This is a genomic window from Phaeobacter sp. LSS9 (assembly GCF_003443595.1).
Classification (GTDB): domain Bacteria; phylum Pseudomonadota; class Alphaproteobacteria; order Rhodobacterales; family Rhodobacteraceae; genus Phaeobacter; species Phaeobacter piscinae.
Genome location: NZ_CP031956.1, coordinates 141628 through 154965, shown reverse-complemented (window position 1 = coordinate 154965; position 13338 = coordinate 141628). Strand labels below are relative to the sequence as shown.

11 protein-coding genes are annotated in these 13338 nt (G+C 61.8%); 6 read left to right on the top strand and 5 right to left on the bottom strand.

Going from position 1 to position 13338, the window contains the following annotated elements; all coding sequences use genetic code 11:
- The first annotated feature begins 136 nt into the window (after positions 1–136).
- Complete coding sequence (kynA, locus tag D1820_RS00745) at positions 137–970, top strand: tryptophan 2,3-dioxygenase (protein ID WP_118067546.1); 834 nt, start codon at positions 137–139, stop codon at positions 968–970.
- Positions 971–1006: 36 nt separating this feature from the next.
- Here the strand turns inward: kynA and D1820_RS00740 are convergent, their stop codons facing one another.
- Positions 1007–1588: a TetR/AcrR family transcriptional regulator gene (locus D1820_RS00740; protein WP_118067545.1), complete on the bottom strand. Its 582-nt coding sequence runs from the start codon at positions 1586–1588 to the stop codon at positions 1007–1009.
- A gap of 99 nt (positions 1589–1687) precedes the next feature.
- On the opposite strand from D1820_RS00740, the gene D1820_RS00735 reads away from it, so the two are divergent.
- Positions 1688–2152: a (2Fe-2S)-binding protein gene (locus tag D1820_RS00735; RefSeq protein ID WP_102898245.1), complete on the top strand. Its 465-nt coding sequence runs from the start codon at positions 1688–1690 to the stop codon at positions 2150–2152.
- A gap of 3 nt (positions 2153–2155) precedes the next feature.
- Positions 2156–4396, top strand: coding sequence for a xanthine dehydrogenase family protein molybdopterin-binding subunit (locus tag D1820_RS00730; protein ID WP_118067544.1), 2241 nt, complete (start codon positions 2156–2158; stop codon positions 4394–4396).
- 90 nt (positions 4397–4486) lie between these two features.
- On the opposite strand, the gene D1820_RS00725 is transcribed toward D1820_RS00730, so the two are convergent.
- The 4 genes from D1820_RS00725 to D1820_RS00710 form a co-directional block, all read right to left on the bottom strand.
- A complete protein-coding gene (locus D1820_RS00725; RefSeq protein WP_040174153.1) occupies positions 4487–5266 on the bottom strand; it encodes a gamma-glutamyl-gamma-aminobutyrate hydrolase family protein in 780 nt (259 codons plus the stop codon).
- Positions 5267–5486: 220 nt separating this feature from the next.
- Complete coding sequence (locus tag D1820_RS00720) at positions 5487–5912, bottom strand: heme-binding protein (protein WP_118067543.1); 426 nt, start codon at positions 5910–5912, stop codon at positions 5487–5489.
- 75 nt (positions 5913–5987) lie between these two features.
- Positions 5988–8120 (bottom strand): malate synthase G, encoded by a 2133-nt coding sequence (locus D1820_RS00715; RefSeq protein ID WP_118067542.1) that lies wholly within the window; start codon positions 8118–8120, stop codon positions 5988–5990.
- A gap of 232 nt (positions 8121–8352) precedes the next feature.
- Positions 8353–8553 carry a hypothetical protein gene (locus D1820_RS00710; RefSeq protein WP_014874107.1) on the bottom strand — a complete coding sequence of 67 codons (201 nt, stop codon included), beginning with the start codon at positions 8551–8553 and terminating at the stop codon, positions 8353–8355.
- 121 nt (positions 8554–8674) lie between these two features.
- Between D1820_RS00710 and pepN the strand changes: the two genes are divergently transcribed.
- The 3 genes from pepN (at position 8675) to D1820_RS00695 (ending at position 13322) form a co-directional block, all read left to right on the top strand.
- Positions 8675–11239 carry an aminopeptidase N gene (gene pepN, locus D1820_RS00705; RefSeq protein WP_118067541.1) on the top strand — a complete coding sequence of 855 codons (2565 nt, stop codon included), beginning with the start codon at positions 8675–8677 and terminating at the stop codon, positions 11237–11239.
- Positions 11240–11362: 123 nt separating this feature from the next.
- Positions 11363–11815, top strand: a complete 453-nt coding sequence (locus tag D1820_RS00700; protein ID WP_118067540.1) for a hypothetical protein — start codon at positions 11363–11365, stop codon at positions 11813–11815.
- Positions 11816–11981: 166 nt separating this feature from the next.
- Positions 11982–13322 (top strand): hypothetical protein, encoded by a 1341-nt coding sequence (locus D1820_RS00695; RefSeq protein WP_118069943.1) that lies wholly within the window; start codon positions 11982–11984, stop codon positions 13320–13322.
- The last annotated feature ends 16 nt before the right edge of the window (positions 13323–13338 follow it).

The following is a 13338-nucleotide window of genomic DNA, read 5'->3' as shown; positions in this document are numbered from 1 at the left end:
ATATCGCGTGCCACTGTGCCGTCCGGCTGGCTGGGTCGCCCTGTGGCGGCGGCTGGCCCAATGCGGCACGCTCAATTCGAGAAAGGCTCCTGTTTCCGCAATCTGATACACTTCCGGAACACCAAGGAGCCTTTCCATGTCCACCCCCTATGACCCCGCCAAAGAAGGCGCGCAGATGTCGTTTGACGGACGTATGTCCTATGGCGACTACCTGTCGCTCGACACGCTGCTGACCGCGCAGAAGACCTGGACCAACACCCATGACGAGATGCTGTTCATCATCCAGCATCAGACCTCGGAACTGTGGATGCGCCTCGCCATCCACGAGCTGACCGCCGCCCGCGCGCGCTTGCTGGATGACAAGCCGCATGAGGCCTTCAAGATGCTTGCCCGTGTCGCCCGCATCTTTGAACAACTGAATTCCGCCTGGGATGTGCTGCGCACCATGACACCCTCCGATTACACCGCCTTTCGTGATGAGCTGGGGCAAAGCTCGGGCTTTCAGTCGCACCAGTACCGTCAGATCGAATTCATGCTCGGCAATCGCAACAAGGCGATGCTGCGCCCCCACGCCCACCGGCCCGACATTCTGGCCTTGCTGGAGGAAGAGCTGAGCCAGCCCTCGCTCTATGATGTGGCGCTACGGACGCTTGGCCAGCGCTTCGACCTGCCGGATGAGGTGCTGAAGCGCGACCTGTCAGAGGCCTACACGCCCCATCCCGCGGTCGAGGCTGCCTGGTGCGAGGTCTACCGCAACACTGAGGCGCATTGGGACCTCTATGAGCTGGCAGAAAAGCTGGTGGATTTTGAGGATTACTTCCGCCGCTGGCGCTTCAATCACGTGACCACGGTCGAGCGCGTCATCGGTTTCAAGCGTGGCACCGGCGGCACTGGTGGTGTCAGCTACCTGAAACGGATGCTGGAGGTGGAACTGTTCCCGGAACTCTGGCACCTGCGCACCGTGCTCTGACGCGCCACTCCCTGAGGCAGGCCTGCTAAGTCTGCCTCACCGCGGGGACAGCCCCGCCGCAAACAGCTGCGCCAGCTGACGCACACCTGCGCGATAGCTGGCGTAATCCGCAGAGGTGTGTTTCACGCCCTTCATCGCGCTGCAAAATGTCCGTGCGACCTCTTCGGTCGTGCCTGTCAAACGAATGGTGCCCGTCGCAGCCATCTCAGCCAGCCATGCCGCGTAAACATCCCGCAAGAGCGCCTCGCCTGCATCAATACGATCCCCCGCGCTGCTCATGCTGGCTTCCAGCACTTCCATCCCATGGGGCGTGTTCAACATCGCTTCCATCGCCTCACCGCCCTGCGCCTCAAAGGCCGCAAGCAGTTGCGCCGCTGCTGTGCCTTGCGACGTCAGCGCCGCACGGAGCCGGTCAGCAGTCTCCGCATAATGCGCATCAATCAACGCCTCCAGGATCGCTTCCTTGTTTCTGAAGTGCAGATAGACCGCGGGTCGCGACATGCCCGCCCGCCTGGCAATGTCGTCCATTGAGGTTTTGCGATACCCGTAGGTCGCAAATCCCCCCCAGGCCGCTTCAAGAATGGCGCGTTGTTTCGGATCGCTGGAAGATTTGATCATGAAATCGCTTCTGACACTTCGCCTCAATTATGTCAATTGACATCCTGACAAAATAAGCCAATTATGTCACCACGTCAGCCAATCGAGAAAGAGCCCGCCATGTCCACCACCCTTCGCATCAATGGAACCTCTCATCAGGTCGATCTGCCGGACGACGTGCCCCTGCTGTGGGTGCTGCGGGATGAGATTGGCCTTACCGGCACAAAATTCGGCTGCGGCGTCGCGGCCTGCGGCGCCTGCACGGTGCATATCGATGGCGAGGCCGTGCGCTCCTGTCAGGTGGCGCTCTCCGACGTCTGGGGTGATGTCACCACAATCGAAGGGGTCGGAACACCCGACACAATGGCCGTTGTGCAAAAGGCATGGGTCGCCAATCAGGTGGCCCAATGTGGCTACTGCCAGTCCGGCCAGATCATGCAGGCCGCCAGTCTGTTGGCGGAAAACCCCTCCCCCAGTGACGCCGAAATCGACGAGGCCATGCAGGGCAACCTCTGCCGCTGCGGCACCTACCCGCGCATACGCGCCGCCATTCACGACGCCGCCAGCATGATGAAGGAGGCCTGAGTCATGGCCAGCCTCAAGAAAATCGCCCGCCGCAGCTTTCTCATCGGCTCTGCCGCGATCGTCGGCGGTGTGGCCTTCGGCACCTATAAATACCACCAGCCCGCCCCCAACCCGCTGGCACAGGAGGACGGGCGCGCGGTGCTCAACCCCTTTGTCTTTGTCGATCAGTCCGGCGTCACGCTGATCGCGCCTCGGGCCGAAATGGGACAGGGTGTGAAATCCGCATGGGCCAGCCTGATTGCCGAGGAGTTGGACGTCGATCCCGCCAAAGTCACCGTACTGCATGGCCCGGCCGCCAAGGCCTATTACAACAGCGCCATGATGTCCGAGGCGCTGCCCGGTCGCGGTTATGATGCCTCCGATTTCCAGCACTCTCTGGGCGAAATCGTCGGCCACATGTCGAAGTTTCTTGATCTGCAGGTCACCGGCGGCTCCTCCTCCATGCGGGACGGGTTTGAACGGATGCGCCATGCTGGCGCAAGCGCCCGCGAAACCCTGAAACAGGCCGCCGCCGATCAACTGAGTATCACCCGCGATCAGCTCACGACCGAGGACGGCCATGTTATTGCTCCCGACGGCGCCCGCCTGCCCTATAGCGCGCTTGCAGATGCCGCTGCCTCCCTTGCGCCGATCGAAGCAGATCTGCGCCCGGCGTCTGAATGGCGTCTGATCGGCAAAGACGTGCCGCGCATCGACATGGTCGCCAAATCCACCGGTACTGCAGAGTTTGGCGTCGACGTCCGCCTGCCCGGCATGAAATTTGCGGCCATCCGGCAAAGCCCGCATTTCGGCGTCGGCAAAACCGCCTTTGACGCCAGCGCTGCCGAGGGGATGGCCGGTGTCGATAAGATCCTCGACCTTGGCGATGCGGTTGCAGTCGTGGCCAGCAATACATGGCTTGCCCAGCAGGCCGTGGACGCGATTGATGTCACCTGGGAAAAAGCCCCCTACCCAGAGACGACTGAGGCGATTTTTGACGAAATCAACCGCAGCTTTGACGCCGCGCCAAATTCCACCATGCGTGATGACGGCGATGTGGACGCTCTGCCAGAGGGCGCGACCGTGATCGAGGCTGAATACCGGTTGCCTTACCTCGCCCACGCCACGATGGAGCCGATGAATGCCACCGCGCTCTATTCCGGAGACAGCTTGCAGATCTGGGCCCCCAATCAGGGTCCAACCATTGTGCAGAAAAACGCCGCAGCCTTGGCAGGGCTCGACACCGACGCGGTGAAGGTGAATACCACCTATCTAGGGGGCGGCTTCGGGCGGCGTATCGAAACCGACTACACGGACCGTGCAGTGCAGATCGCCCTGCAAATGCCCGATACCCCGGTGCAGCTGACATGGAGCCGCGAGGAGGACATGACGCACGACGTCTACCGCCCCGGTGCCGTTGCCCGCTACCGCGCGGCGGTGAAAGATGGCAAGGCCGTGATGGTCCATGGCAAGATCGCCGCCCAATCCGCCACGGTTGAGGGCGCAGGCCGGATGCTGGGCCTGCCGATGAGCGGCCCGGACAAGGGGCATGTCGACGCGGCCTTCAACCAGCCGCTGGCCATCCCAAACTTCCGGGTTGAGGGCTATCTGGCCACGCCCATGCTCCCGGTTGGTTTCTGGCGCTCGGTCGGGGCGTCGTTCAACGGGTTCTTCTCCGACAGTATTATTGACGAAATGGCCCATGCGGCGGGCCGCGATCCGCTGGAGTTCCGGCTGGAATTGGCCCGCGCCGAATGGGACCCCGCCGCCAAGGTGCTGGAGACCGTCCGTGACATGTCCGGCTGGACCGGCAAGACACCCGACGGCATCGGCCGCGGGGTCGCCATGGCCTACAGCTTTGGCACCCCGGTCGCTCAGGTGATCGAAGTGGCCGATGAGGAGGGCCAGATTCGCATGACCAACGCCTGGATTGCTGCCGATCTGGGGCGTGTCATCGACCCGAAGAACACCCGGGCGCAAATGTTTGGCGGCATGGTCTACGGCTTGTCAGCCGCCTGTTTTGGGGAGATCACCATTGATGGCGGCGCGGTCGAGCAGGAGAACTTCCCCGACTATGACGCGCTGCGCATGCACACGATGCCCCGGGTTGAGGTGACCCTGCTGGAAAATCAGCCCCGAATGGGCGGAGCCGGTGAACCGGGCACCCCGCCTGCCGCGCCTGCGCTGGCGAATGCTCTCTTTGACCTCACGGGCAAGCGCGCACGGCAATTGCCGCTGATGCATGAGTTTGACCTTCTGGTCTGAGAAGGCTTCCCTGACACGACAACAGGCACCGTCATCGCGGTGCCTGTTGATACAAACGCAAGTCGAAACAGCGCCGTCAGATGCCTCGCATCAGGCGCTTTGACGATGGCCCCGCGCTCCTGTCCCATCCGCCCAATCCCGCACCGCGTCGCCGAAAGCGGTGAACAATGGCCGCGACACCGGATCATTGGCGGCGTCCCATTCCGGGTGCCATTGCACCGCAAGGGTAAAGCCGGGCGCGTCTTTCACATAAATGGCCTCAGGCGTGCCATCAGGCGCAGTTCCGTCAACCACAATCCGGTTGCCCGGTGCCTTGATCCCCTGCCCATGCAGCGAATTGGTCATCACCTCAGGCGCACCGAACAATCGGTGGAACACACCGCCCTCGCTCAGCTCCACGATATGGCGCATGGCGAATTTCTCTTCCAGCGTACCATCGGGCGGCATCCGATGGTTCATGCGCCCCGGCAGGTCACGGATCTCCGGGTATAGCGTGCCACCCATGGCCACATTCACCTCCTGAAACCCCCGGCAAATGCCAAGGAACGGCTGCCCCCGCTCCACACAGGCCCGCACCAGCGGCAACGCGATGGCATCGCGCGCCCGGTCAAAGGCGCCATGCGCATCGGTTTCCGCCTCACCATATTCATTTGGATGCACGTTCGGCCGCCCGCCGGTCAGCAGGAAACCGTCGAAACTCTCCAGCAGCTCCTCAACCGAGAGGAACCGGGGATCGGAGGGGATCAGCAGCGGCATGCAGCCCGCCACCTCGGCCACCGCCTCGGAGTTCATGGTCCCCCCGGCATGGGCCGGGTATTCATCGTTGATCAGATAGGAGTTGCCAATAATGCCGACTTTGGGGCGTGTCATTCTGTCCTCAGCGGTTTGGGCATCGGTCATGCGCCCTTACGGGCGGCACGACCGGATCAGGACAATCCTACAGCCACGCTGCGGCGAGTGGCAATTCCCCTTAAGGGCGGGACCCGCCGTCAGCCCGTAAAAAGCTGCATATGCGCCGCAGCTTTCACATTGGTCATGTCGTCTGCGGCCTGTTTGCCTGCCCGACCTCGCATGATGTCGGGCAAACCAATCACGCCTCGCCGTTCAGACCGGTGGCCCGAATGCCCGCCATCGCGGCCTCCGCGTCATTGTCGGAGGTATCCCCAGTGACCCCAACCGCACCGATCACGACCCCCGCCTCACTGCGTAGCAGAACGCCGCCCGGAACAGGCACAACCTGCCCACCATAGACACCGTTCACGGCCGCCATGAAATAGGCCTGTTGCTCAGCCCGCACCATCTGGGCTGTGCCCGCCATGCCCAACATCACCGCGCCGTATGCCTTGCCATGCGCGATGGCAAAACGCCCCGGAGCGGCACCATCTTCACGTTCAAACGCCAGAACGTGACCGCCCGCGTCCAGTACGACGACTGATAGCGGCTTGAGCGCCATCTCGCGCCCCTTCGCCCGAGTATGGTCAATGATGCTGCGGGCCTGATCCAATGTAAGGGTCATTTCGGTGTCCTTGATATGCTCTGGTATGTTCGCAAAAAAAGAGGCCGGGCACCGCGCCCGACCCCATCTGTTCTCTTAGCCCTGCGCCTTCAGCTCAAGGCGACGCGCATGCAGCACCGGCTCGGTATAGCCGGAGGGCTGAATCCGCCCACGGAACACCAGATCGCAGGCCGCCTGAAAGGCAATTCCATCAAATCCCGGTGCCATAGGCGTGTAGCTGGCGTCGCCCGCGTTCTGTCCGTCCACGACTGCGGCCATTTTCTGCATCGCGGCCATGACCTGCGCCTCATCCACAATGCCGTGATGGAGCCAGTTGGCCAGTGCCTGGCTGGAAATCCGGCAGGTTGCACGGTCTTCCATCAGGCCCACATTGTGAATGTCGGGCACCTTGGAGCACCCCACGCCCTGATCGACCCAGCGCACCACATAGCCCAGAATACCCTGCGCGTTGTTTTCGATCTCCTGCGCGATTTCGGCCTCTGACAGGTTTTCGCCCTGCATCACTGGGATGGTCAGCAGATCATCCAACGTGCCCCGCGCGCCGCCCGCTTTCAGCTGGTCCTGCACCTGATGAACGTTCACGCGGTGGTAATGCGTGGCATGCAACGTCGCGGCGGTTGGCGACGGCACCCAAGCGCAGGTCGCGCCGGACTTCGGATGACCGATCTTGGCCTCCAGCATCTCGCCCATGCGATCCGGCATGGCCCACATACCCTTGCCGATCTGGGCCCGCCCTTTCAGGCCGCAGGCCAGACCGATATCGACGTTGCGATCCTCATAGGAGGCAATCCAGGGCGTCGCTTTCATCTCGCCCTTGCGCATCATTGGCCCCGCATCCATCGAGGTGTGGATCTCGTCACCGGTCCGATCAAGGAAGCCTGTGTTGATGAAGGCAACCCGATGTTTTGCGGCCCGGATACAGGATTTGAGGTTCACCGAGGTGCGACGCTCTTCATCCATGATGCCGATCTTGACGGTGTGACGCGGCAAGCCCAGCGCGTCTTCGACATGGGTGAAAATCCGGTCGGTGAAAGCAACCTCCTCCGGCCCGTGCATCTTCGGCTTCACCACGTAGACGGACCCATGCAGCGAGTTGCCGCCCTCCGCCTGAAGATCATGCATCGCACATAGGACGGTGGTCATCGCATCAATGAAGCCCTCGCCTGCCTCGCGCCCAGCGCTGTCACGGACGGCAGGGTTGGTCATCAGATGGCCGACGTTGCGAACCAACAGGAGTGAGCGCCCTTTCAGCACCAGATCCGAGCCATCCGGTGCGGTGAACGTCTGGTCGTCGTTCAGCACACGGGTGAAGGTTTCACCACCCTTCGTCACCTCTTCAGCCAGGTCGCGCTTCATCAGCCCAAGCCAGTTCGAATAGGCCGTGACCTTGTCCTCACCATCGACGCAGGCCACGGAATCTTCGCAGTCCATAATGGTAGAGAGCGCCGACTCCAGGACAATATCATTGATCCCGGCCTGATCGCCCGTGCCGATGTTCCCGTTGGCATCCACCACGATCACTGCGTGCAGGCCATTGTTCTTCAACAGGATTTTGTCCGGCGTGGCCGCATCGCCTGCATAACCTGCAAACTGCGCGGCATCCTTGAGCGTTGGCACCAGCGCGCCGCCTTCCACAGACAAACCGGTGCAGTCGTTCCACGACCCCTCAGCCAGCGGGAAGGTCTGATCAAGGAACCCGCGACCCCAGGCGATCACCCGCGCACCGCGCCCGGCATCATAGCCTTTGCCCTCAGGCAGATCACCCATGGCATCAGTGCCATAGAGCGCATCATAGAGGCTGCCCCAACGCGCATTGGCCGCATTCAGAGCAAAGCGCGCATTGGTGATCGGCACCACCAGCTGCGGCCCCGGAACATTGGCGATTTCATCGTCGACGTTCTGCGTCTCGATCTCGAAATCGTCGCCCTCAGGCAGCAGATAGCCGATATCGCGCAGAAACGCCTCATAGGCGGCGGCGTCATGGGCCTGCCCTTTTCGTTCGATATGCCAGGCGTCAATCTGCCCCTGCAGATCCGCACGTTTGGCCAGAAGGGCGCGGTTCTCATCGCCCATCCCGTTGACCAGCCCGGACAGACCGGCCCAGAACGCATCCGCTGTCACACCAGTGCCGGGCAAAGCCTTGTCTTCGATGAAGGACACCAGCGTGTCAGCCACCTGCATATCATGACGTTCCTGCATCCCGCTCATGGGGTGATCCTCCTATAAAATGCGCGTATTACCGACCCGGATACATCAAAAGTTTCCTATCAGCAACGTTGGTGGTAATATTAGTTTACCAATTATCGCGAAGCAGCTTCAAATATTCTCTATAGATGTCGCCCATCACCTATGCTCCGCTCCACCATCCCGGCACGAAAAAACCCGGCAGAGCGATGCCGGGTCCAGTCGGGGAGGAATTTCAAGTCGTCGGAGGATTGGGTCAGTTGTCCGCGATGGTCGCTTGAACTTCGGCAGCCGTCTGCGGTGTTTCGACGACGTCTTGCTCGCCGCCTTTGTTGAAAACCCAAAGCAGGAAGACGGCAAACATCAGCAGCACAGCCACCACGACGCCCCGGATCCCCAGCAGGGCCGGTTTGTGCAGCTTCTCTTCGCGTTCAACATTGGTGTCAGGTGCCGACATGGGCCGCTCCTTTGTCTACAAGTTTGCGCGGTTGCTGGCGCGGGGCCGCAGCCGCTGGTACACAGGCTTGTAATAGATACGCTGACCGACCCGCCCGGGTTCCACGGAACAGGAAAAAACCATGAAAGATGCTGCGCCCACCACCGCACCGGAGACATTTTATCTGAAGGATTACAAACCTTTCGGATTTGAGGTGGAGGCGGTAGAGCTGACATTCAAACTGGCGCCGAATTCGACCCGCGTGCTGAGCAAGATCCGCTTTGCCCCCAAGGAAAACGCCGCCGATCCGCGGTTTTTCCTGCACGGGGAAGCGCTGAAACTCATCTCCGCCAAGATCGACGGCAAGTCTGTGACGCCCGAGCTGATCGCGGGTGGCCTCATCTGCGACACACCTGACACCCCCTTCACCTGGGAAGCGGAGGTGGAAATCGACCCCGCCGCCAACACCGCGCTGGAGGGGCTTTATATGTCCAGCGGCATGTATTGCACCCAATGTGAGGCCGAGGGGTTTCGCAAAATCACCTATTACCCTGACCGCCCTGACGTGATGTCGACCTTCTCGGTCCGTATCGAAGGGAATGAAAAGGTCCTTCTATCCAATGGCAATCCCACCGGGTCAGGCGACGGTTGGGCGGAGTGGCACGACCCATGGCCGAAACCGGCCTATCTCTTTGCGCTTGTGGCCGGTGATTTGGTGAACCATCCCGACAGCTTCACCACCCGGTCCGGCAAGGATGTCGAACTCAACATCTGGGTCCGTCCGGGAGACGAGGGCAAATGCGCCTTTGGCATGGAAGCGCTGAAGAAGTCGATGAAATGGGACGAGGATGTCTACGGCCGCGAATACGATCTGGATATCTTCAACATCGTGGCAGTAGATGATTTCAACATGGGCGCGATGGAGAATAAGGGGCTGAACATCTTCAACTCCTCCTGCGTTCTCGCCTCGCCCGAGACCTCAACGGATGCCAATTTCGAACGGATTGAGGCGATCATCGCCCATGAGTATTTCCACAACTGGACCGGCAATCGCATCACCTGCCGCGACTGGTTCCAGCTTTGCCTGAAGGAAGGCCTGACCGTCTTCCGCGACGCCCAGTTCACCGCTGATATGCGGTCAGAGCCGGTGAAGCGGATTGAGGATGTGATTGCGCTCCGCTCGCGCCAGTTCCCGGAGGACAACGGCCCCCTCGCCCATCCGCCGCGCCCGGAACAATTCCAAGAGATCAACAACTTCTACACCGCCACCGTCTATGAAAAAGGCGCTGAGGTCATTGGAATGCTGAAGCGCCTTGTGGGCGATGAGAATTACGCAGCGGCGCTGGATCTCTATTTTGACCGGCACGACGGCCAGGCCTGTACGATCGAAGACTGGTTGAAGGTGTTTGAGGATGCCACCGGGCGTGACCTCAGCCAATTCAAACTCTGGTACAGTCAGGCGGGCACCCCACGGGTGCAGGTCTCTGAGGACTATGCCGACGGTCGCTATACCCTCACGTTCGAGCAATCGACACCACCCACCCCCGGCCAGCCCGACAAGGCCCCTCGCGTTATTCCAGTCGCGGTGGGACTTCTCTCTCCTAACGGCGATGAAGTGCGGGCAACGGAGGTGCTGGAGCTGACCGAAGCCAAGCAGAGCTTCACCTTTGATGGCCTCGCTGCGAAACCCGTGCCCTCCATCCTGCGCGAGTTTTCAGCCCCGGTGATCCTGGAGCGCGAAACCACAAACGCAGAACGCGCCTTCCTGCTGGCCCATGACACTGATCCCTTCAACCGCTGGGAGGCGGGCAACGCTCTGGCCACCGAAACCCGCGTCAGCATGGTGAGCGAGGGCGCCGCGCCCGACGGGGCCTATCTGGATGCGCTGGAGAAACTGGTGCGCGATGACACGCTTGATCCAGCCTTCCGCGCGCTGGTGTTGTCGCCGCCCAGCCAGTCCGAGATTGCCCAATCTCTGCACAACCGAGGTGTCACCCCCGATCCGCAGAAGATCTACGATGCGGCGGAGACCTTCGCTCAGACGCTGGCGCAACAGCTGGAGACCAGCCTGCCCCGGCTCTATGCCGCGACTACTGTAGATGGCCCCTATCAGCCCGATGCCCATGGTGCCGGTCTGCGGGCGCTGAACGGTCGTATCCTGTCCCTGCTGACCCGGCTGGATGGCGGCGAACAGGCGGCACGCCAGTATCAGGCCGCTGACAATATGACCCAGCAATATGCGGCGCTGGCATCACTGATGAAGGCGGAAAATGGCGAGAGCCAAAGTCAGGCGTTCTTCGACCAGTGGCGGGATGACCGTCTGGTGATGGACAAATGGTTCGCCCTGCAGGTGGCCTGTGCCGCCCCCGATGCGGCAGCCGGGGTTGCGTCTGACCTCACCGGTCACGCGCTCTTTGACATGAAGAACCCCAACCGCTTCCGCGCCGTGATGGGCGCGCTGGCGGGCAATCACGCGGGCTTCCACCATGTCAGTGGCGCGGGCTATCAGCTGCTGGCGAAGAACCTGATCGCGCTGGACAGTCTGAACCCCCAGACCACCGCGCGGATGTGTGCGGCCTTCCAGACCTGGAAACGCTACGACAGTGCGCGACAGACCCTGATCCGGGTTGAGCTGGAACGCATCCTCGCCACAGAGGGTCTCAGCCGTGACACCCATGAGATGGTCAGCCGGATCCTGCAGGGGTGATGCCCACCACACGCAGAAAGAGCGGGCAGCCTGACTGCCCGTTCCCCTCTGTAGATCTGGAAACGGTGCAGCTTTGCCGTCAGCCGGATCTCGGTGACACCCACCGTGCCGTAGGTCTGACGGGTGTCTGACGGCGGTGTCTCCTCCACGGCGTATCGCTACAGCCGGACCGCCCGCACACCGCGCCTCACCGTGGCGCTCGGCCTCTGGGCGGTCGGCATTCTGATCATATCGCTTTATTTCTCTGCAACCGTCTGGATTGCTGTGGTGCTGGCGCTGCCCCTGCTCCCCGGCCTGTGGGAGCTATGGCGCAACCCTACTGCAATGCTGGCGGTGGACAGCAAGGGCCTTAGCTGGTGCAACGCGGCCTCCGGCAGCACAGATATCCCCCTGGATCGGATCAGCCACATCCGGCTCGACAGGCGCTGGGATTTCTCACATCGCGCCACCGTTTTCACAGACAGCGGCAACCGCCTGCTTATCCCGCCGGATTGCCTGCCGCCGCATCAGCGCTTTGAGCAGGCACTGATTGCCGCCAATCTGCGGGTTGAGCGACATCATTTTCAGATCTTCTAGCGGTCTGAGCGGCGCCTCCGCCGCAAACCCTACTCTTAACGCCCGTTAACCTGCCACTGGAATATCCCAATCGTCCTCTGCAATGGCGCGCGCGCGCCATGATTGCGCCCCAAAGCCGGGTCAGTTTGTTTTCAGTGATTTAAGCTGCCAGCACGCGGACATCGATATGCTCAACAAAAACACCCCAGCGCGCGATCTTTTCAAACAGGTTTTTGCGACATTTCTGCCCGGCGACGGGCGCGCACCGACTGTCCAGACCGCCGATGGTCACCCCGTCCGCTTGCCAAAACCAACAACGGTTCAGGACAGCACCTCCGAGCCGCGCAGCCACAGCAGCGCCATAACTCAATCAACCGAGCAACTGATCGTGCCAATCTGCGATCCTGCGCACTCAGGCAGTGACTGCGCGGCGCTGCAGGATCAGGGGCAGTTCCTCGCCCGTCAGGATCGCTGGGCTGACCTCTCCGCCCGGATCGCAGAGGCTGATAGGGCGCGACGCAACACGCCGCATGGCCTTCCCGTCGCCGAACTGCTGGCCCATGGTGCCCGCGGCGATGTGGTCAATGCCGTCGAACACGCGCTGAGCCTCGGCCACGCCGCAGACCGGCGCAAGATGATCGAAGGTGTCATGGGGCTGGAGGCCATGTGCGTCGAACATCGCGACGATCCCTATCTGCGCACCTTGGTCGCCCTGGCCCATATTGATGTGGCGTGGATCTGGCGGGGGTATTCCGACGTCTTGTCGATCACCGTCGCCAACGGTCAGCGTTGTGCAGCCCATTTCGACAGGGCCGCCGCGCTGTTGCACCCGCTGGATGGCATTGCGCTCGACAGCCCCTTCATAGCCGCCGCCAAAACCGCTCTTCTGGCCGGGCAACGCTCTGCCAGCACCACGCAGGTCGCCGATGACTTTGCAGCACTCATTGATCTTGATCCCGACAACCACCGCCACATGCGCAGTCTGGGCACCCATATGCTGCCGCGCTGGTTCGGCGACTATACCGCGCTCGAACTGGAGGCCCGCCGCACCGCCGCCCGCACCGAGGCCACTTGGGGCCACGGCGCCTATGCCTGGGTTTATTTCGACGCCATTGCACTGGACCCGGAGGCCTGCGCCCGCGTCGATATCGACTTCTTCATGGACGGTCTGCGCGATATCGTGGCCCGTCGCCCTGATCAGGAAATGATCAACCTTCTCGCCTCCTATTGCGCTGTGGCCCTGCGCTACGGCGAGGAAGCCGCCACCAAAGGCCCCCCGCAGCGCGCCGAAATCGTGGAGGCCGCAGAATGGCTGATCCGCGATCACCTGCGCGAAATTCACCCCCTGATCTGGGCCCATGCAGCCCAGCGGTTTGACAACAACCTGCGCATCGCCTCGCCGCGCCGCTTTGCCGATCACGGACGCAAGGATGCACTGGCATTTATCGCGAAACTGTTCCGCAATGAGATCGAGGCAGGCCAGAGGGTGGAATTCTCCGCCAGCGGCCTGCGGGTTACCTCAATCTAGCACAGGCGCCTCGCAC